Origin of the sequence: Paenibacillus sp. FSL H7-0918, assembly GCF_038007025.1 — a bacterium.
Classification (GTDB): Bacteria; Bacillota; Bacilli; order Paenibacillales; family Paenibacillaceae; genus Paenibacillus_AQ; species Paenibacillus_AQ odorifer.
The window spans coordinates 39409-60088 of the sequence record NZ_JBBOWJ010000005.1; the positions used below are offsets into that span (position 1 = coordinate 39409).

The 20680-nt window shown below is 46.9% G+C and carries 15 protein-coding genes, 10 tRNA genes, 3 rRNA genes and 1 other RNA gene; 28 read left to right on the top strand and 1 reads right to left on the bottom strand.

Features of this window, described 5'->3' with window-relative positions; all coding sequences use genetic code 11:
- Positions 1 to 17 precede the first annotated feature (17 nt).
- The 28 genes from rpmE to MHI15_RS27740 all read left to right on the top strand — a co-directional run bounded on the left by rpmE (position 18) and on the right by MHI15_RS27740 (position 19063).
- Positions 18 to 215 carry a 50S ribosomal protein L31 gene (gene rpmE / locus MHI15_RS27605; RefSeq protein ID WP_036679927.1) on the top strand — a complete coding sequence of 66 codons (198 nt, stop codon included), beginning with the start codon at positions 18 to 20 and terminating at the stop codon, positions 213 to 215.
- 117 nt (positions 216 to 332) lie between these two features.
- Positions 333 to 601: signal recognition particle sRNA large type (ffs, locus tag MHI15_RS27610), an RNA gene on the top strand.
- 137 nt (positions 602 to 738) lie between these two features.
- Positions 739 to 2508: a DNA polymerase III subunit gamma/tau gene (gene dnaX, locus MHI15_RS27615; protein WP_076280419.1), complete on the top strand. Its 1770-nt coding sequence runs from the start codon at positions 739 to 741 to the stop codon at positions 2506 to 2508.
- 47 nt (positions 2509 to 2555) lie between these two features.
- Entirely contained in the window at positions 2556 to 2867 is a 312-nt protein-coding gene (locus MHI15_RS27620; protein ID WP_036679924.1) for a YbaB/EbfC family nucleoid-associated protein, read from the top strand.
- Positions 2868 to 2905: 38 nt separating this feature from the next.
- Positions 2906 to 3505, top strand: coding sequence for a recombination mediator RecR (gene recR / locus MHI15_RS27625; protein ID WP_036679922.1), 600 nt, complete (start codon positions 2906 to 2908; stop codon positions 3503 to 3505).
- 137 nt (positions 3506 to 3642) lie between these two features.
- Positions 3643 to 3894: a DUF2508 family protein gene (locus tag MHI15_RS27630; protein ID WP_341165144.1), complete on the top strand. Its 252-nt coding sequence runs from the start codon at positions 3643 to 3645 to the stop codon at positions 3892 to 3894.
- Between the two features lie 33 nt (positions 3895 to 3927).
- Positions 3928 to 4194: a pro-sigmaK processing inhibitor BofA family protein gene (locus tag MHI15_RS27635; RefSeq protein ID WP_341165145.1), complete on the top strand. Its 267-nt coding sequence runs from the start codon at positions 3928 to 3930 to the stop codon at positions 4192 to 4194.
- Positions 4195 to 4495: 301 nt separating this feature from the next.
- A 16S ribosomal RNA gene (locus tag MHI15_RS27640) occupies positions 4496 to 6053 on the top strand.
- Positions 6054 to 6177: 124 nt separating this feature from the next.
- Positions 6178 to 6294 (top strand): 5S ribosomal RNA (gene rrf, locus MHI15_RS27645).
- A gap of 46 nt (positions 6295 to 6340) precedes the next feature.
- Positions 6341 to 6417: transfer RNA gene (locus tag MHI15_RS27650), tRNA-Ile, on the top strand.
- Positions 6418 to 6441: 24 nt separating this feature from the next.
- Positions 6442 to 6517: transfer RNA gene (locus tag MHI15_RS27655), tRNA-Ala, on the top strand.
- Positions 6518 to 6656: 139 nt separating this feature from the next.
- Positions 6657 to 9583, top strand: a 23S ribosomal RNA gene (locus MHI15_RS27660).
- Together the 16S, 23S and 5S rRNA genes with 10 tRNA genes alongside form the textbook arrangement of a ribosomal RNA operon.
- Positions 9584 to 9665: 82 nt before the next feature.
- Positions 9666 to 9757 (top strand) — tRNA-Ser (locus MHI15_RS27665).
- Positions 9758 to 9787: 30 nt separating this feature from the next.
- Positions 9788 to 9864: transfer RNA gene (locus MHI15_RS27670), tRNA-Met, on the top strand.
- 8 nt (positions 9865 to 9872) lie between these two features.
- Positions 9873 to 9948 (top strand) — tRNA-Val (locus MHI15_RS27675).
- A 31-nt stretch (positions 9949 to 9979) separates the two neighbouring features.
- Positions 9980 to 10055 (top strand) — tRNA-Thr (locus tag MHI15_RS27680).
- A gap of 14 nt (positions 10056 to 10069) precedes the next feature.
- Positions 10070 to 10147: transfer RNA gene (locus MHI15_RS27685), tRNA-Asp, on the top strand.
- A gap of 62 nt (positions 10148 to 10209) precedes the next feature.
- A tRNA-Phe gene (locus MHI15_RS27690) sits at positions 10210 to 10282 on the top strand.
- 8 nt (positions 10283 to 10290) lie between these two features.
- Positions 10291 to 10376, top strand: a tRNA-Tyr gene (locus MHI15_RS27695).
- Between the two features lie 5 nt (positions 10377 to 10381).
- A tRNA-Lys gene (locus MHI15_RS27700) sits at positions 10382 to 10454 on the top strand.
- Between the two features lie 149 nt (positions 10455 to 10603).
- A complete protein-coding gene (locus MHI15_RS27705) occupies positions 10604 to 11698 on the top strand; it encodes a PucR family transcriptional regulator (protein ID WP_036687042.1) in 1095 nt (364 codons plus the stop codon).
- 111 nt (positions 11699 to 11809) lie between these two features.
- A complete protein-coding gene (locus MHI15_RS27710) occupies positions 11810 to 12931 on the top strand; it encodes an ABC transporter ATP-binding protein (RefSeq protein WP_076126826.1) in 1122 nt (373 codons plus the stop codon).
- Between the two features lie 210 nt (positions 12932 to 13141).
- Complete coding sequence (gene hprK, locus MHI15_RS27715) at positions 13142 to 14080, top strand: HPr(Ser) kinase/phosphatase (protein WP_036687047.1); 939 nt, start codon at positions 13142 to 13144, stop codon at positions 14078 to 14080.
- 12 nt (positions 14081 to 14092) lie between these two features.
- Positions 14093 to 15124, top strand: a complete 1032-nt coding sequence (gene lgt / locus MHI15_RS27720) for a prolipoprotein diacylglyceryl transferase (RefSeq protein ID WP_076126827.1) — start codon at positions 14093 to 14095, stop codon at positions 15122 to 15124.
- Positions 15125 to 15129: 5 nt separating this feature from the next.
- Positions 15130 to 15786, top strand: coding sequence for a pyrophosphatase PpaX (gene ppaX / locus MHI15_RS27725; protein WP_076280351.1), 657 nt, complete (start codon positions 15130 to 15132; stop codon positions 15784 to 15786).
- Positions 15783 to 16292, top strand: a complete 510-nt coding sequence (locus MHI15_RS27730; RefSeq protein WP_172628771.1) for an acyltransferase — start codon at positions 15783 to 15785, stop codon at positions 16290 to 16292. Before ppaX ends, MHI15_RS27730 begins: the two co-directional genes overlap by 4 nt.
- A 293-nt stretch (positions 16293 to 16585) precedes the next feature.
- The gene (locus MHI15_RS27735) at positions 16586 to 17794 is read left to right on the top strand and encodes an acyltransferase (protein WP_076280350.1); all 1209 of its coding nucleotides are present in this window, start codon (positions 16586 to 16588) and stop codon (positions 17792 to 17794) included.
- A gap of 111 nt (positions 17795 to 17905) precedes the next feature.
- The gene (locus tag MHI15_RS27740; protein WP_341165146.1) at positions 17906 to 19063 is read left to right on the top strand and encodes an acyltransferase; all 1158 of its coding nucleotides are present in this window, start codon (positions 17906 to 17908) and stop codon (positions 19061 to 19063) included.
- 70 nt (positions 19064 to 19133) lie between these two features.
- Here the strand turns inward: MHI15_RS27740 and gntK are convergent, their stop codons facing one another.
- Positions 19134 to 20663: a gluconokinase gene (gene gntK / locus MHI15_RS27745; RefSeq protein WP_341165180.1), complete on the bottom strand. Its 1530-nt coding sequence runs from the start codon at positions 20661 to 20663 to the stop codon at positions 19134 to 19136.
- Positions 20664 to 20680 lie beyond the last annotated feature (17 nt).

The window sequence follows — 20680 nt, forward strand, 5'->3', positions numbered from 1 at the left end:
GAGAGGTGAAATTCAAAATGCAAGAAGCAATTCAACCAAAGTATAATGTAACTAAGGTAACCTGCGCATGTGGCAACACTTTCGAAGCTGGCTCTGTTAAACAAGAGCTTCGTGTCGAAATTTGCTCCAACTGCCATCCGTTCTTCACTGGCAAGCAGAAGTTCTTGGATGCCGGCGGTCGCGTTGATAAATTTAAGAAGAAATATGGTATCTAATTCGAACAGTCGCTTTGCGGCTTAACAGTTAGATTGAGCCCCCAGCTGTATAGCTGAGGGGCTCATTTTATGTCTTAGAGTTGATTTTTGTCCGAGCGTGAGCTATACTTATCTTCGCCGTGCTAGACGGGGAGGTAGCGGTGCCCTGTAACTCGCAATCCGCTGTAGCGAGGTTGAATTCCTGTTAGAGGTGCTATCGATGTGAGGCCTTGGTTCCTACGGGCTGTGTTGACAGTTGGGTCCTCCGCAATGAGTGCTTATGAACCTGGTCAGGTCCGGAAGGAAGCAGCCATAAGTAAGATTACTCTTGTGCCGGAGGGTGGCCTAACTCGAGCAGTCATGTAGGGTTGCCGCTTGGATCGTAGCCATCAATAACAGGTGCACGGTTTATAATTCTGTTTATCATAGCATCTTTGCCACAAGCAAAGATGCTTTTTGTTTTTGGTCAATAGCCGATGAATATAGTATAATAAATTTGCGACAAATGCCGGGAAAGCGGCAGCTTAAGAGAGGGTAATGCATAGTGGAACATATCGCGCTGTACCGTGCTTGGCGGCCGCAGTCGTTTCAAGACATGGTTGGACAACAGCACATTATCCAAACGCTGCAGAACGCAATTCGTGAACAGCGGGTTTCGCATGCCTATCTGTTCAGCGGTCCGCGGGGAACTGGTAAGACAAGTGCTGCTAAAGTCTTAGCTAAAGCGGTTAACTGTGAACGTGGGCCAGGTCCGGAACCTTGTAACGAATGTCCATCCTGCTTGCGAATCGCTGCGGGTAATGTAATGGATGTGCAGGAAATAGATGCGGCATCAAACCGGGGCGTAGAGGAGATTCGTGATCTGCGTGAGAAGGTGAAGTATGCACCTACCGAGGTGCGCCGTAAAGTGTATATCATTGATGAAGTGCATATGCTGACGACAGAAGCTTTTAATGCTCTATTAAAGACTTTGGAGGAACCGCCGTCACATGCGATGTTTATTCTTGCGACAACGGAACCTCACAAATTGCCGGCGACAATAATTTCCCGTTGTCAGCGTTTTGACTTCCGTAGAGTGGCGTTAGAAGAACAGACCGCCCATCTGACTGCTATTTGTGAGAAGGAAGGGATTACAGCGGATAACAACGCATTGCAGTATATTGCCCGTCTATCTGATGGTGGTATGCGTGATGCATTGAGCTTGCTGGATCAGATTTCATCCTTTACAGATGGTAATGTTACGTACGAGCAAGTGTTAGGAATGACAGGGGGAATTCCCTCCGAGCAATTTGCACGTCTTGCCACTGCCATATTAGAAGGTGATATGGGTCTTCTTCTGGAGCTCGTTGAGCAGCTTATGCATGAAGGTAAAAGTGCAGATAAATGCCTAGAGAATCTCATGTATTATTTCCGTGATTTATTGATGATTAAGATGGTACCCGAGGCCGATCAATTAACAGAGCGGGTGCTGAATCCTGCTGAATTTAAAGATATGGCCACCGCATTTTCTCGGGAGCGTCTATTTCAGATTGTAGATACAATCAATAAATACCTAGGTGAAATGAAATACGCAACACATCCTCAGACACTGTTTGAAGTGGCGCTGATGAAGCTTTGCAGCTTGCAGCAAGAGGTAAGTCAGAGTGCCGCATTTGCTCCGTTAGGTGAAACAAATGCCGGAGTAAGCGCGAATAATTCGAGCATTGACTCTGGTGAACTGGATCTTCTCAAAAGACAGATCGCAGCACTGGAGAAGAAGCTGGAACAGGCAATGCAATCCGGTGGTATTTCCGGAGGAGGGCGTGATGGTTCTCCTGCACCGAAATCGCACGCGGTTCCAACACCGCGGGTTTCTTCAGCCTCCAAAATGCCTCCTAACGTAGATAGGTTTATTGCTGGTAAGGATAGTCCCGATTTTGCAGCTATCTATAAACAGTGGAGCCTTGTCCTGCAGGGAGTAAAAGAGGAAAAGGTAACGGTTCATGCATGGTTTGTAGACGGTGAGCCAGTATCGATTATGGAGGATGCGGTACTTGTTGCATTCAAGAACACGATTCACCGCGATACTACTGAGAAGCCGGCAAACAGACAGGTTATTGAGAGTGTGCTTGCAGCGCGTCTAGGCAAACCTTATAGACTTGTAACCATGATGCTTCGTGACTGGAATGAAGCTGCCCAGAAGTCTGTGGGACAGACTGGCAAAGAAGAACTGCAGCTGGAGCATGAACACGATACTGCAGAAGCTAAACCTGAACCTTGGATTGATGAGGCTATCCAGCTTTTTGGAGAAGACCTTGTTGTCATAAAAGAGTAATATAAACATACTAGCGCTAATTGCGCATTCCAAAGGAGAGACGATGTATGAATAATATGAACCAAATGATGAAGCAAGTTAAGAAAATGCAGGAGCAAATGCTTAAAGCTCAAGAGGAACTCGGAGGCAAGGTTATTGAGGGTTCATCAGGTGGCGGCGTAGTTACTGTTCAAGTAAACGGCCACAAAAAATTGCTGTCTATTCAAATTAAACCGGAAGCCGTTGATCCGGAAGATGTTGAAATGCTGCAAGATCTTGTAATCACTGCTGTAAATGATGCATTGACTCAAGCTGAAGAGCTTGCTAACAATGACATGGGTAAATTCACTGGTGGAATGAAGATCCCAGGCTTGTTCTAATAGCCCACTCCACTTCAGTCTAAAGGAGAATTATTAATTTGTATTATCCCGAACCGCTAGCTAAGCTGATCGATGCTTTTACGCGTTTGCCCGGGATTGGACCGAAGACAGCCGCCCGGTTAGCTTTTCATGTGCTTAACATGAAAGAGGATGAAGTCATTGATTTTGCAAAAGCGCTAGTAAGCGTCAAACGCAATCTTCACTATTGCTCGGTCTGCTGTAATATTACGGATACGGACCCATGTAAGATATGTCAGGACAAAACTAGAGATCCTTCAGTGATATGTGTGATTCAAGACTCTAAGGATTTGGTGGCTATAGAACGAACCAAGGAGTTTAATGGATATTACCATGTTCTTCAGGGTGCTATTTCACCTATGGAAGGTATCGGCCCTGATGATATTCGCCTGAAAGAATTATTGACCCGTCTGAGTGATGAGAGAGTAAGTGAGCTTATAATGGCGACTAACCCCAACATTGAGGGAGAAGCAACGGCGATGTACATTTCTCGTCTTGTTCGGCCGTTTGAGATTAAAATCACCAGGATAGCTCATGGCTTGCCTGTAGGTGGCGATCTTGAATACGCTGATGAAGTTACTTTGTCCAAAGCGTTGGAAGGCCGTCGCGAGCTATTCTAGCAGCTCTATAGTGGTATTTTTCAAAAAGGAAGCCCTCGGGTTTCCTTTTTTTTGTTCTAAGTTTGTCCCTATCCCGATATGAATGAGAATAACGAGATGTGTATTTTGCATCAGAATTATTCTGAGGAGGAATTGAAATGGGATGGTGGAGAGAGCTGTGGTGGGGAGTGGATAAGGAACAAGGCGCAAAGGAAAGTGAGGGATGGGAAACCCTCTTAGAGGTCCGTAAGGCGCATTCAGAGTGGGAGAGGGCGTACCTGATGTTCGACGAGGCGTTGGGACAGGATCAGATAGATTACGCGATATATATTTTGGAGGCTGCAGAACGTAAATATCAGATACATCTCAAACATGCAAAAAGCATGGGGTTGAACAGCAGTCAAATATAAGGGCTTATAAATAAATGTATAAGGGGGATCTACATGCTTAGAATGATAGCTATGGGCGTATTGATATTATCCGTTATCTTATTAGGTTTAGTTGTATTTAGAAAAAAGCTGGGTTTTGGGTGGCTAAGTTTATTTGGGGTTCATTTGGTATTGGCTGCACTCGGGATATATGTAGTGAACTTCTCAGGTTTGCTCACGCAGGTGTATATCCCTTTGAACCCTGCAACTATAGGCGCAGTAACGATTCTTGGGCTTCCTGGCGTGGTTATGTTACTCGGATTAAGAATAATTTTATTTTAATGCTTGACGTGGCTTTGAAAAATATGATACATTAAGTCTCGCCCGTTTGGACAAGCTGTTGATTAACAACTTGCTGAAATGGTCAAGCAAAAAAAGAAATTAAAAAAATGCTTGACGAAAACAAAGGCGCTGTGATATATTATAAAGGTCGCTGCTGACAAGCAACGACGACGAAAGATGAGACATTGATCTTTGAAAACTGAACAACGAGTGAGTGGGAAATCACGTAAGTGAAATCCAAATTAGAGAATTAATTTTCTCGTCAGATGTTTCAAAATGAGCATATCGCTCTTTTCAATACTAATTGGAGAGTTTGATCCTGGCTCAGGACGAACGCTGGCGGCGTGCCTAATACATGCAAGTCGAGCGGAGTTATTTTGAAAGCTTGCTTTCAAAATAACTTAGCGGCGGACGGGTGAGTAACACGTAGGCAACCTGCCCTTCAGACTGGGATAACTACCGGAAACGGTAGCTAATACCGGATAATTTCTTTTTTCTCCTGAGAGAAGAATGAAAGACGGAGCAATCTGTCACTGAGGGATGGGCCTGCGGCGCATTAGCTAGTTGGTGGGGTAACGGCCCACCAAGGCGACGATGCGTAGCCGACCTGAGAGGGTGAACGGCCACACTGGGACTGAGACACGGCCCAGACTCCTACGGGAGGCAGCAGTAGGGAATCTTCCGCAATGGGCGAAAGCCTGACGGAGCAACGCCGCGTGAGTGATGAAGGTTTTCGGATCGTAAAGCTCTGTTGCCAGGGAAGAACGTCCGGTAGAGTAACTGCTACCGGAGTGACGGTACCTGAGAAGAAAGCCCCGGCTAACTACGTGCCAGCAGCCGCGGTAATACGTAGGGGGCAAGCGTTGTCCGGAATTATTGGGCGTAAAGCGCGCGCAGGCGGCTATTTAAGTCTGGTGTTTAAACCTTGGGCTCAACCTGAGGTCGCACTGGAAACTGGGTGGCTTGAGTACAGAAGAGGAAAGTGGAATTCCACGTGTAGCGGTGAAATGCGTAGATATGTGGAGGAACACCAGTGGCGAAGGCGACTTTCTGGGCTGTAACTGACGCTGAGGCGCGAAAGCGTGGGGAGCAAACAGGATTAGATACCCTGGTAGTCCACGCCGTAAACGATGAGTGCTAGGTGTTAGGGGTTTCGATACCCTTGGTGCCGAAGTTAACACAGTAAGCACTCCGCCTGGGGAGTACGGTCGCAAGACTGAAACTCAAAGGAATTGACGGGGACCCGCACAAGCAGTGGAGTATGTGGTTTAATTCGAAGCAACGCGAAGAACCTTACCAGGTCTTGACATCCCTCTGAATCTGCTAGAGATAGCAGCGGCCTTCGGGACAGAGGAGACAGGTGGTGCATGGTTGTCGTCAGCTCGTGTCGTGAGATGTTGGGTTAAGTCCCGCAACGAGCGCAACCCTTAACTTTAGTTGCCAGCAGGTAATGCTGGGCACTCTAGAGTGACTGCCGGTGACAAACCGGAGGAAGGTGGGGATGACGTCAAATCATCATGCCCCTTATGACCTGGGCTACACACGTACTACAATGGCCGGTACAACGGGAAGCGAAGCCGCGAGGTGGAGCCAATCCCATCAAAGCCGGTCTCAGTTCGGATTGCAGGCTGCAACTCGCCTGCATGAAGTCGGAATTGCTAGTAATCGCGGATCAGCATGCCGCGGTGAATACGTTCCCGGGTCTTGTACACACCGCCCGTCACACCACGAGAGTTTACAACACCCGAAGTCGGTGGGGTAACCCGCAAGGGAGCCAGCCGCCGAAGGTGGGGTAGATGATTGGGGTGAAGTCGTAACAAGGTAGCCGTATCGGAAGGTGCGGCTGGATCACCTCCTTTCTATGGAGAATCGTTCTCTGCAATGAGAACATTCAAATCGGAAGCTTAGCTTCCACAATAGAACCTTCGGGTTCGAACACTCACTCGTGTTCAGTTTTGAAAGAGCAAGTCTCTTTCGTATGCGTTTGGTGGCGATAGCGGAGGGGTTCCACACGTACCCATCCCGAACACGACCGTTAAGCCCTCCAGCGCCGATGGTACTTGGACCGAAGGGTCCTGGGAGAGTAGGACGTTGCCAAGCGGACAACCAATTCATTGGTTGATTCACAATGTTATATATGTTATATGGGCTTTTAGCTCAGTTGGTTAGAGCGCACCTCTGATAAGGGTGAGGTCGGTGGTTCGAGTCCACCAAGGCCCACCATATAACATTATAGAGTAATTTTATGGGGCCATAGCTCAGCTGGGAGAGCGCCTGCCTTGCAAGCAGGAGGTCAGCGGTTCGATCCCGCTTGGCTCCACCATAAATTTTTAAATGAATAACTTTTTCAACTTGATCCTTGAAAACTGGATACCGAAACGAATTTGCGTTTTAGAACATCTTTTAGCAACTTGTGCAAACAAGTAAATGTTATTAGTGAGATTTTTCTTCGGAAGAATCAAGGTTAAGCTAATAAGAGCACACGGAGGATGCCTAGGCGCCAGGAGCCGACGAAGGACGTGGCGAACAACGAAACTGCCTCGGGGAGCTGTAAGCAAGCTTTGATCCGGGGGTGTCCGAATGGGGAAACCCAGCTGTGGTAATTCGCAGTTACTCATACCTGAATACATAGGGTGTGTAGAGGCAGACCAGGGGAACTGAAACATCTAAGTACCCTGAGGAAGAGAAAACAATAGTGATTCCGTCAGTAGCGGCGAGCGAACGCGGAACAGCCTAAACCTAAGAGCTTGCTCTTAGGGGTTGTGGGACGTCTCACATGGAGTTACAAAGGAATATGGTAGGTGAAGAGGTCTGGAAAGGCCCGCGATAGAGGTAAAAGCCCTGTAACCTAAACTGTATTCTCTCCGAGACGGATCCCGAGTAGTGCGGGGCACGTGAAACCCCGTATGAATCCAGCAGGACCATCTGCTAAGGCTAAATACTACCTGGCGACCGATAGTGAAACAGTACCGTGAGGGAAAGGTGAAAAGCACCCCGGAAGGGGAGTGAAATAGAACCTGAAACCGTGTGCTTACAAAAAGTCAGAGCCCTATTAATGGGTGATGGCGTGCCTTTTGTAGAATGAACCGGCGAGTTACGTTTAACATGCAAGGTTAAGCCGAGAAGGTGGAGCCGCAGCGAAAGCGAGTCTGAATAGGGCGAATTAGTATGTGGACGTAGACCCGAAACCGTGTGATCTACCCCTGTCCAGGGTGAAGGTGCGGTAACACGCACTGGAGGCCCGAACCCACGTACGTTGAAAAGTGCGGGGATGAGGTGGGGGTAGCGGAGAAATTCCAATCGAACTCGGAGATAGCTGGTTCTCCCCGAAATAGCTTTAGGGCTAGCCTCGGTATAAGAGTAGTGGAGGTAGAGCACTGATTGGGTGCGGGGTCCGCAAGGATTACCAAGCTCAGTCAAACTCCGAATGCCATATACTTATTGCCGGGAGTCAGACAGTGAGTGCTAAGATCCATTGTCAAAAGGGAAACAGCCCAGACCATCAGCTAAGGTCCCCAAGTGTGTGTTAAGTGGGAAAGGATGTGGAGTTGCACAGACAACCAGGATGTTGGCTTAGAAGCAGCCACCATTGAAAGAGTGCGTAATAGCTCACTGGTCGAGTGACTCTGCGCCGAAAATGTAACGGGGCTAAACACACCACCGAAGCTATGGCTAGATACGTATGTATCTGGGGTAGGGGAGCGTTGTGTAGGGGTTGAAGGTGTACTGAAAAGAGCGCTGGACACTACACAAGTGAGAATGCCGGTATGAGTAACGAAAAGATCAGTGAGAATCTGATCCGCCGAAAGCCCAAGGTTTCCTGAGGAAGGCTCGTCCGCTCAGGGTAAGTCGGGACCTAAGGCGAGGCCGAAAGGCGTAGTCGAAGGACAACAGTTTGAAATTACTGTACCACCGTAATCCGCTATGAGCGATGGGGTGACGCAGGAGGGTAGTGACGCGGACTGATGGATGTCCGTCTAAGCAGTGAGGCTGATGTGTAGGCAAATCCGCACATCATTAAGGCTGGGCTGTGATGGGGAGCGAAAATTGTAGTAGCGAAGGTCATGATCTCACACTGCCAAGAAAAGCCTCTAGCCAGGAGAAGGTGCCCGTACCGCAAACCGACACAGGTAGGCGAGAAGAGAATTCTAAGGCGCGCGGAAGAACTCTCGTTAAGGAACTCGGCAAAATGACCCCGTAACTTCGGGAGAAGGGGTGCCCCGGTAGTGTGAATAGCACGAGGGGGCCGCAGTGAAAAGGCCCAAGCGACTGTTTAGCAAAAACACAGGTCTGTGCGAAGCCGCAAGGCGAAGTATACGGGCTGACGCCTGCCCGGTGCTGGAAGGTTAAGGGGAGTGGTTAGGGGTAACCCGAAGCTATGAACCGAAGCCCCAGTAAACGGCGGCCGTAACTATAACGGTCCTAAGGTAGCGAAATTCCTTGTCAGGTAAATTCTGACCCGCACGAATGGCGTAACGACTTGGGCGCTGTCTCAACGAGAGATCCGGTGAAATTTTAATACCTGTGAAGATGCAGGTTACCCGCGACAAGACGGAAAGACCCCATGGAGCTTTACTGCAGCTTGATATTGAATTTGGGTACGATCTGTACAGGATAGGTGGGAGCCGTAGAAATCGGAGCGCAAGCTTCGGTGGAGGCGCCGTTGGGATACCACCCTGATCGTATCTAGGTTCTAACCTAGTACCCTTACCGGGTACGGGGACCGTGTCAGGCGGGCAGTTTGACTGGGGCGGTCGCCTCCTAAAGAGTAACGGAGGCGTTCCAAGGTTCCCTCAGAATGGTTGGAAATCATTCGCAGAGTGCAAAGGCATAAGGGAGCTTGACTGCGAGACCTACAAGTCGAGCAGGGACGAAAGTCGGACTTAGTGATCCGGTGGTACCGCATGGAAGGGCCATCGCTCAACGGATAAAAGCTACCCTGGGGATAACAGGCTTATCTCCCCCAAGAGTCCACATCGACGGGGAGGTTTGGCACCTCGATGTCGGCTCATCGCATCCTGGGGCTGAAGTAGGTCCCAAGGGTTGGGCTGTTCGCCCATTAAAGCGGTACGCGAGCTGGGTTCAGAACGTCGTGAGACAGTTCGGTCCCTATCTGTCGTGGGCGCAGGAAATTTGAGAGGAGCTGTCCTTAGTACGAGAGGACCGGGATGGACGTACCGCTGGTGCACCAGTTGTTCCGCCAGGAGCATGGCTGGGTAGCTACGTACGGACGGGATAAGCGCTGAAAGCATCTAAGCGTGAAGCCCCCCTCAAGATGAGATTTCCCAATTAGTAAGACCCCTTGAAGACGACGAGGTAGATAGGTTGGAGGTGGAAGTGCAGCAATGCATGGAGCTGACCAATACTAATCGGTCGAGGGCTTATCCTATACGTAGAATGCAGATTCGTTTCGGATTCAGTTTTCAGGGAGTCAAATTCCTGTTTGGATTGCTGTGGTACTGATATCGTTTGGAGAGATACCCAAGTGGCTATAAGGGGACCCTCTGCTAAGGGGTTAGACTGCGTAAGCGGTGCGTGGGTTCGAATCCCACTCTCTCCGCCATTTTCAATCCATAGCAATACTAATTATTGTGGCGGTGTAGCTCAGCTGGCTAGAGCGTACGGTTCATACCCGTGAGGTCGGGGGTTCGATCCCCTTCGCCGCTACCATAATACCTGGAGGCTTAGCTCAGCTGGGAGAGCATCTGCCTTACAAGCAGAGGGTCGGGGGTTCGATCCCCTCAGCCTCCACCATTTTCATCTTTTAGAATTGCTTTTACACCGTGCCGGTGTAGCTCAACTGGTAGAGCAACTGACTTGTAATCAGTAGGTTGGGGGTTCAAGTCCTCTCGCCGGCACCATTTTTAATTAATGCGGAACCGTGGTGTAGTTGGCCTAACATGCCTGCCTGTCACGCAGGAGACCGCGGGTTCGAATCCCGTCGGTTCCGCCATTTTTTCCACAAAATGAGTGGGAAGTGTAAGACTTTTCCGCTTAATTGTCATGTAATCTTATGGCTCGGTAGCTCAGTCGGTAGAGCAGAGGACTGAAAATCCTCGTGTCGGCGGTTCGATTCCGTCCCGAGCCACCTTTTTTGGGGGATTAGCGAAGTGGCCAAACGCATCAGACTGTAAATCTGCTCACGTACGTGTTCGGTGGTTCGAATCCATCATCCCCCACCATTTATGAGCCATTAGCTCAGTTGGTAGAGCACCTGACTTTTAATCAGGGTGTCGAAGGTTCGAGTCCTTCATGGCTCATCCCAAACAGAAAGTCATCACCTTAGGGTGGTGGCTTTTTTTGTGTTTTTATGTCGTATTATAGTAGCGCGCTGCTGTAGTGATTAACATAATATTAGAGAATATGCTAAAATAGGCGAAAAGAGCAAAAGTGGTGGAGTATGGTGACTATGGATAGCGAAACATTGCGAAAAAAGTTAGAGCAGCTCACCGGAAAGAAAACCGGAATCAAGCAGTTAGGGAGGCAACATTCAGCTTCTCTTTTTAGCCTGGGATTGGAAGCACAAGAACAGCCGGTAATCCATGAAGGTCATCTTTGGGCACCATTATATGAGACTGATGGACGTGTAACCGCTGTCTGGGTGGAATTGGATGGACTTAACTCTTTGGAAATACAATTAGTGAATTATGCAGTTCGAAACTTTGCAATTGCACTAAAAGCTACTGGGGTTAGAGAAGAAGGGGAAGCGGAGGCTCGGCAGCTGGGTACCTGGTTGAACACCGAACTGGAGCAAGAGAAAAATGACTCTGAGATACCCGATGAGATGGCTCTAAAGGGACGTTTATTCGGAGATATGGTTCCATTCCTACTTAGCAGTGAGAATGCACATAGCCCGCAGATCACTTATCGTTCCTTAATGAAGCTGCTGCGCAGCTATTTTGAGAATGAAATTCTGCTTATACCTCTTCAAGAAAAAGAATGGTTAATATTGGCCCGGAAGGAACTACTCACGGGCGGAGATGATAAGGATGAGGAAGAAGAGAGTGTAGATGAAATTCTGGCTCAGACCAGTATGGGCTTGCACGAACTGATAGCCAGCGAATGGGTAGGTGTATTCCATTTGGCTGTAGCTCCGGCTATAGTCCCTGTTAAGGGATTGACGGGATCCGTGGCCTTGCTGAGGGAGACCATTGTACTCGGACGTATTTTCCAAGTGGGTGAATATATTCATTTACCTTGGGAGCTGCATTTGGAACGTTTGGTTAACAGCATTCCTGATGCACGGCGTAAACAGTTACTTGGACAGATTGGCGACTATTCTTCCGTATTATCGGATAAAGAGATGCTGATGACCCTGGAGACGTTTTTTGAGATGGATTGTAATGTAAGTGAAACAGCCAAGAAGTTATATATTCATCGCAACACGCTTTTATACCGTCTGGACAAGATAAAACAGGAGACGGGTGCCGATGTGCGTAGCTTTGGGGACGCTGCTATTGTGAAGCTTACTATGCTTTTGTATAAAGTGACGAAAAGGAAATAGGTTTTTTGTGAACGTTGCAAATAGCCACCGTGTCCCGTCTAGGGTAATATAAATGTACAAGGAAAAAAGAATTTTTCAATTAATCAATAATTAACTCGAGGGGGAAATACAATGGCAGGCGTACGTTTAGAGCATATTTTCAAAAAATACCCGGGTTCAGATAAAGCAACAGTAATGGATATCAATCTTGATATTAAAGATAAGGAATTTCTAGTATTGGTTGGACCATCCGGTTGCGGTAAATCCACAACTTTGCGTATGATCGCTGGTCTGGAAGAAATCTCCGAAGGTAAAATGTACATTGGCGATCGTGTAGTCAACGACGTTGCACCTAAAGACCGCGATATCGCGATGGTATTCCAATCCTACGCCCTGTATCCGCATATGAGCGTATACCAAAACATGGCTTTCGGTTTGAAACTTCGTAAAGTGAAGAAAGATGAAATCGACAAGAAAGTACGTGAAGCTGCTAGAATTCTCGATATCGAGCATTTGCTAGATCGTAAACCAAAAGCACTTTCCGGTGGTCAACGCCAACGTGTCGCTTTGGGACGCGCTATCGTACGTGATCCACAAGTCTTCTTGATGGATGAGCCTCTTTCCAACTTGGATGCTAAACTTCGTGGTCAAATGCGCGCTGAAATCACTAAACTGGTTAAACGCCTTGAAACCACTTGTATCTACGTAACGCATGACCAAACAGAAGCTATGACAATGGGTGACCGTATCGTAGTTATGTATGATGGTATCATTCAACAAGCTGCTTCCCCTGAAGAGTTGTACAATGAACCAACTAACCTGTTCGTAGCTGGATTTATCGGATCCCCTACAATGAACTTTATCAATGGTACTTTGTCCGAAGCAAACGGTTCTATCCGTTTCCGCGCTGAGAACCTTGATGTTGAAGTACCAGGCGGAAAAGCTCAAATCATCCGCAGCAAAGGCTACATTGGCAAAGAAGTAATTATGGGCGTTCGTCCAGAAGATATCCATGAAGAGCCAGTATTCTTGGAAGCTTCCCCGAACACAATCTTTACTTCATTGGTTGATGTAACTGAAAACCTTGGTCACGAAATGCTCCTTTACTTGAGCGGCCTTGGTAAATCTACTGTAATCGCTCGTGTAGATGGACGTTCCACTACTCGCGAAGGCAGCAAGCCAAAATTGGCTATCGATATGAACAAAGTTCACTTCTTCGATAAAGAATCCGAAGTTAACATTCTGTTGGGATAAGATCGCAGGATCTTTTCTCTCTTGATAAAGCCACCCGAAAGGGTGGCTTTATTGTTTAATTAGGGTCGTAATGGATAGGCGTTAAGATTGCATTCACAAGCGTTATCAATTAAGATAGCAGGAGAATTACCTCCGGAATTGTAATGAGATCGCTGTCAACCGGACGCAGTAAGCGGACATATACCGCAGGTGACGAAAGGACGAATTTACATGGCTAAGAAAGTAAAAGTATCTGAATTGGTACAACATTTTCAATTAGAGGTTATTTCCGGCCAGGAAGGTCTAAAACGACCTATTACGGTCGATGACCTGAATCGCCCTGGACTAGAGATTGCTGGTTATTTCGAATATTATCCGGAAGAACGTGTTCAATTATTAGGTAAGACAGAACTCGCATTCTTCTCCATGCTGCCTGAAGCTGAACGTAAAAGTAGGCTTCGTGGAATCTGTAATGACAATACCCCTTGTATCGTAATTACCCGTAGTTTGGATGTGCCACAGGAGTTAATTGATATAAGTAATGAAAAGGGACTTCCTGTGCTTCGTAGCTCGATGGCTACGACTATTTTCTCCAGCCGTTTGACGAGCTTCTTAGAAGGGAGATTAGCCCCTACAGCAACGATTCATGGTGTACTCTGTGATGTATATGGTGTAGGTATGCTGATTACTGGTAGTAGTGGTATTGGTAAGAGTGAGACAGCCCTTGAACTTGTAAAACGTGGACATAGACTGATCGCTGATGATGCCGTGGAAATCCGCCAGACTTCAGATAACCAGCTGCATGGTACAGCCCCTGAGTTGATCCGTCACTTGTTGGAAATTCGCGGAGTAGGTATCATTAACGTAATGACACTTTTTGGTGCGGGTGCTATCCGTAATCATAAACGGATTACACTTGTCGTTAGATTAGAGGCTTGGCAGCAAGACAAGCAGTATGACCGGCTTGGACTTGATGAGGAAACAACGCGGATTATTGATACCGATGTTCCACTTGTAACCATTCCTGTACGTCCAGGACGTAACCTTGCCGTTATTATTGAGGTTGCTGCGATGAACTATCGCCTGAAGCAAATGGGCTTTAATGCAGCCCTGCAGTTTACGAATAAGTTAACTGCGACCATATCTGAGGATATGGACGATCTCGATTAGGAGTGTGAGACAATGTTCCCATTAGCAATAGATCCTATTGTATTCTCAATTGGATCACTACCTGTACACTGGTACGGGTTAATACTAGGGGTCGGTGCACTCGCGGGATTATTTCTTGCGATCCGCGAGGGCAAACGGTTCGGAATCCCGCAAGAATTCTTTATGGATATGCTGCTACTGGGTGTACCCTCGGCAATTATAGGGGCACGGATTTATTTTGTAGCTTTTAAATGGGACGATTATAAGCATAATCTGATAGACGTCTTTAAGATCTGGAATGGCGGCATCGCCATTTACGGCGCATTAATAGGAGCGATTATTTGCGGAATTATTTATTTCCGTTATAAGGGTTACCCTTTCTGGCGTATTGTTGATATTTGTGCACCTGGACTACTGGCGGGTCAAATGATTGGCCGCTGGGGAAACTTTGTCAACCAAGAGGCATACGGCAGCGTAGTTGAGGAATCTTTTTTACGGGATAAACTGCATTTACCTGACTTCATCGTTAATCAAATGTACATAGGGGATGCTTTTCATCATCCGACCTTCCTGTATGAATCTCTTTGGAGCTTACTAGGGATTGCGTTATTGATGGTTCTCCGTCGTCAGAAGTTTGTACGTGCTGGAGAAATCTTCATGTCTTACTTTATATGGTATTCCATCGGTCGGTTCTTCATCGAGGCTGTGCGTACTGACAGTTTAGCTTTTAACGGAAGTGCAGGACTGGCTTCGTTTATAAACGGCTTATGGAGTCCGATGGAATGGTTAGGTTTTGAACAAGGATATCTGGATCCTGCCTATGGTAATATTCGTATTTCTCAGCTGCTTTCTCTACTTATTATTGTGGCAGCTATATTGCTGATCGTTATTCGCAGAGTAACCGGAGAGCCTAAAGCACATTATTCTGACCCTATCGTATGTACTAAACCGATCCAAGCAGATACTGTAGTGCCAGAAAGCGCAGTAAATACACCGCAGAAAACTCGTCAAGGAACACAACCTGAGCAAGGACAGCCAGCGGATGGAGATAAGAAGGAGCAGTAAAACTTATGATAGAATGCGTTCTTTTTGATCTGGATGGAACGATTGTCGATACGAATGAGCTAATCATTAGCTCATTTATGTACGCGCTGAAGGACAATGGTCTGGCTCCACTGACCAGAGAAGAGATAATTCCGCATATGGGAACAACCCTTCAGCAACAGATGAGAGTATTCTCTGGACTAGAGGATGTAAATGGTACGTTAGAAAAGTCCTATCGTTCTTATAATAATGAGCATCATGATGAGTTAGTGCGTTCCTTTCCGCTTGTAAAGGAGACCATAGAGGAGCTCTCGCGTCGTGGGATCAAACTTGGGATTGTAACTACTAAGATCCGTCCAACAACGATCAAGACCCTGGAAAGGTTCGATTTGCTTAAGTACATGGATACGATTGTGACTGTGAACGATGTTACTGAACCAAAGCCACATCCGGAGCCCGTACTGACAGCGGTCCACAACCTTGGTGTTGATCCTCGCAAAACCTTAATGATAGGTGACAGTGCAGTTGATATTCAATCAGCCAAAGCTGCCGGTGTATACGCTGCTGGAGTATCTTGGTCTTTGAAGGGCGAGGATATGCTCCGCAAGTATGATCCGGACTTTATCATCCATAACATGAAGGATATTATAGAAATTATGGAGCGAGGAACGAATGAATCGTGAGAAACGTAACCCGTTATCCAGTAGAAGGTCATAACTCACTTTGGTATATTTACCGTACGGTCAGCCCTTGGAAGGGTGTCCGCAACTTTATTTTTATTCAGATTGCCCGCTATTGTCCGATTCTACCGTTAAAGAATTGGATCTATCGACGGATGCTGGGGATGAAGGTTGGTAAACACACGGCTTTTGGTCTTATGGCAATGGTGGATGTGTTTTTTCCGGAGAAAATAACGGTAGGTGAGAATTCTATTATTGGTTATAACACGACGATTCTGGCGCATGAGTATCTGATCAAAGAATATCGTCTGGGCGAAGTGGTGATCGGTGAAAATGTATTGATCGGCGCGAATACAACGATTCTTCCCGGTGTAACCATTGGAGATTGGGCAGTTATAGCTGCTGGCTCCGTGGTGCACAAAAATGTGGCGGCTGGCTCTTTTGTCGGAGGCAATCCTCTGCGAGAGCTGCGCCCCTCTTCAACGGAAGAACATTCGGAACAAGTGTAAACGATGCTTTTTTAACCCTGCAGTTACATATTGCGTTTTTTTAGCGCAGGTTCTGCAGGGTTTCTTGCGTCTTAGAGAAGATTATTAAGGAAACTTTAAGTTCTTCTTAAGTTTTTAGAACAGATACATTCGATATAATTAGCGTTAGTGATAAGGCGAATCCCACGCTAGGCATTCAGCTTCAAATATCAGAATGTAAAATCAGCAGGTGCAGGCTTCCTGGTATTTTCAGTTTCCACATTCCGCTTAGCGTCTCTATGAACAACCATCATAGTAGAGAAGAGGAATATAATATGAACACTGCGAGACAGGAAAGGCTGCCCCAGCTGGATATTTTCAGAGCATTAGCGATCTTAGGCGTATTGCATGTGCATTCCTCATCTTTTGCCGCTGGAGAGCAGGCACTGCATTCCCCTTATTATTACTGGCTGAACTGGATCAACATTTTCTTTAAATTCGGTACGCCCTCATTTATTTTTCTGAGCAGCTTTGTATTGTTTTATAATTATTATGGGCGTCCTGTGACACGCAGCTTGATTATTAATTTCTACCGTCGTCGATTAAAGTATATTTTATTACCTTATCTGCTAGCCTCTATGGGCTATTACGCACTAACCTTATATGTGAACGGACGATTGACCCAGAACCTCGGTGGCAACCTGTACAGCTTTATTAGAGCGTTATTCTCAGGTTCCGCATATGCGCATTTGTATTTTGTATTTATCAGCATTCAGTTTTATTTGCTTTTTCCAGTACTGCTTAAGCTACTCCAGAGTTCCCGCTTTTTAATTAAATGGGCGGTTCCGCTCGGATTGGCACTTCAGTGGGGGTTTATTTTCTGGAATAAATACGAACTGCACATTGTTGAAAAAGGGAGCCTCGCGATCTCTTATCTGGCTTATTATATGATGGGTGCTTATATCGCAATTCACTTTGAGAAGGTGAAGACTTGGCTGATGAAGCCATGGAGAGAGCTAACTGCCAGGCAAAAAGGATGGACTGCCCTGTTAGTGAGCGGGTGGTTAATTGCAGCCTTTATCCATGTGCAGCTATGGTATGTGGCCCGCCATTTTGGGGTGTGGACGGATTCGCTGTGGTACGAGCTATTATGGAATGTCCATACGATGTTATCAGCATTGGTTCTGTTGTATGCTACATTCCTGATCTATCGTAAGGCCTCTCGCGGGATTGTTGCTTTTTTAACACGTTTGGGTGAACTCTCATTTGCGATATATTTGATTCATCCGCTATTGTTAGCGGTATATCGCAGGTTCCGATATCAGATTCCCCTAGAGTCGCTAACATATGTTTTATTCATCTACGGAGGGCTTGTGGTCGCACTGGGAGGGAGCTGGCTTATTGTGCAGTTTGCTTTCCGGCGAGTTCCGGGTTCATGGATTATTTTTGGAAGCGTGCCTCGCTCTTTGGAATCCAGTCCGCAGGAAAAGTCAGGTTATATCTCTGAGGAACGGGCAAAGGGGTTCGTGCAGCAGGAGAAATAGCGTTAGAAGAAGGTCGGATACACGCACACGCTTAAACGTGGGGAAGTAGCCTTCATAATATTTGATTAAAAAGGCATCACTTCGATGCGGAGCTTAACAGGAGGAAAGATTATGAGACAAAAAGAAAGAATTCCGCAGCTGGATATTTTTCGGGCGATTGCTATTTTTGCAGTGCTGGCTATTCATGCTACTTCACGAACGTTGGCGGAGACACTAGGTACAAACATGTTTCATCCGTTCTTATTTATTAATAAATTCAGCCAGTTCGCCGTACCTTCATTCATATTTTTGAGTGGGTTCGTGCTCTTCTATAACTATATTGACCGTCCGCTGGGTGGCAAAACGCTAGGAAAGTTCTACACTAGAAGGCTGCTTTATATTATTGTGCCTTATGTAGTATTTTCACTGCTGTATTTTGCGTTAAAAATGAATGCCGGGAATACTTGGGGCTTACCTCCGGGGGAGATGGCTTCTAAGCTATGGAAGTATTTATGGACAGGAACGGCATATACGCATCTGTATTATATTATTATCATTATTCAGTTTTACGTGTTATTTCCGCTCATTTTGTGGTGTTTGCAAAAGGTTCGTCATCTGGCGGCTTGGGCGCCGCTGATCGGGTTATTACTACAGTGGGGTTTTGTGTTGCTGAATAAATACATGACCAATCACGGGTATTGGCAGTTATCCAAGGGGAGTCTGGCGATCACTTATTTCTCGTATTTCCTGCTGGGTGCTGGGATTGCAGTGTATTACTCTTCTTTGAAAAAATGGTTAGTGCCTTCACGTGAAGGCTGGCGCGCCGGTAAAGGTCCGGTTTGGATTACGTTGTGGTTGTTATGGATTGTAGCAGGGGGTGTTCATGTTGAGCTATGGTTTAATAATTACACGAAAAAAACTGTCATCAACAGCTTATGGTATGAGGGTTTCTCTAATCTACATGCGCTGCTCTCTTGTGTGGTGCTGTTGCAAATCTCCTTCTTGCTCTATGGAGCGGGTCGTAGCTTGCTGACAAGACTTTTGGTATCCGTAGGAGCATGCTCCTTCGGGATTTATTTATTGCACCCTATGCTGCTGTATTTCTATAGAAAATTACCGTTTCACGGGGGTTCTCTTGCGTACATCGCAGCGATTGTAGGAGGATGGCTTGTTGCGCTGCTGGTTTCATGGCTGGCAGTGGCTCTCGTCTTCCGGTATGTGCCTGCGTCTTGGATTATTTTCGGATCAGGCGCACAAAAGAAAGCAAAAACAGGCTCCATAAGCGCATAGTCTACTGCTAGGTAATATAAAAGCGCCGGTCTCCCGTATATGCGGGTTGACCGGCGCTTTTATTTTTTGTCTATTCTCCAGCTTGTTCCCGCTGAAACTCCGCAATAGCTTGATACTGGCTTTCCAGACTACGGTAGACGGAAATATAAATCGGCAGCAGCTGCTTGTACACTTTGGTATGTTCATCAATCGGATCATGCTGGTAAGTTGAACCGATCATGTCGAATACAACATCGAAGGAGTCCACGCGGCCCGTTGCGTAAAGACCAAGCACTACTGCTCCGAGGCAGGAGCTTTCAATACTCTCCGGAATGATGACCTCTTGATCAAAAATATCAGACATCATCTGCCGCCAGACTGAGGAACGGGCGAAGCCGCCTGTAGCCAGAATTTTGCTAGGACGCCCGATTTGCTCTTCCATAGCCAGCAGAACCATATACATATTGAAGATTACGCCTTCTAGTACCGAGCGAATCATATGCTCCTTATGGTGATTCATAGAAAGGCCGAAGAAGGAGCCACGAGCATCAGGATTCCACAGCGGTGCCCGTTCACCAGTTAAGTAAGGATGGAATAGAAGACCACCGCTACCTGCCGGAACTTGTTCCGCGATGCGCGTTAGAACCTCGTAAGGGTCAATGCCAAGACGTTTGGCGGTTTCGACTTCAGAAGCAGCGAACTCATCCCGTACCCAGCGGAACAGCATACCGCCGTTATTAACGGGCCCTCCGATCACCCAATGTTTTGGGGTTAAGTTATAACAGAAGGTCCGTCCTTTAGGGTCGGTAAGCGGGTGATCCACTACGGTGCGAATCGCTCCGCTTGTTCCAATCGTTGCGGCCACTACACCGGGTTTAATCGCGCCTACGCCAAGGTTGGACAAGACGCCATCACTGGCTCCTACGACAAAAGGTGTAGTCGGGAGCAGTAACAGCTCCTCTGCTAGACCGGGAAGCAGGCCTTGCATGATCTCTGTGGTGGGAACAAGCCGTGAGAGTTGATCTGGTGAAATATGGGCTATCTCCAGGGCCTCTTTATCCCACTCCAAAAGTTCAAGGTTGAGCATGCCTGTAGAAGAGGCAATGGAATGATCGATGATGTATTCGCCGAACAGCCGAGCGAATATATATTCTTTTATAGAAATGAATTTATAGGTTTGTTGAAACAACTGAGGCTGCTCTTCCCGAAGCCACATTAGCTTGGTAATCGGTGACATAGGATGAATAGGCGTTCCTGTGCGCAAATACAACTCATGTCCGTTGAACTCGTTCTTCAGGCGAAGTGCAGATCCGGCACTACGGTTGTCAGCCCAAGTGATGCAGGCAGTAAGTGGTTTACCCAGCTGATCAATTGCAATGACACTGTGCATGGCTGAACTGAAGGAGACGAATAGGATCTTATCTGGAGATACGGCGCTTTGCCGCATGACATTAGAGAGGGTATGAAACACTGCACGTAGGATTTGCTCTGGGTCCTGCTCCGCTATAGAAGGGGAGGGTTGATGCAAGGGATAACCCATATTCGCTTGTGCAACTATGGCTCCATTCTCCTCGAAGAGAACTGCCTTTGTACTTGTAGTACCAATATCAACGCCAATCATATAGGATTTAGTCAAGC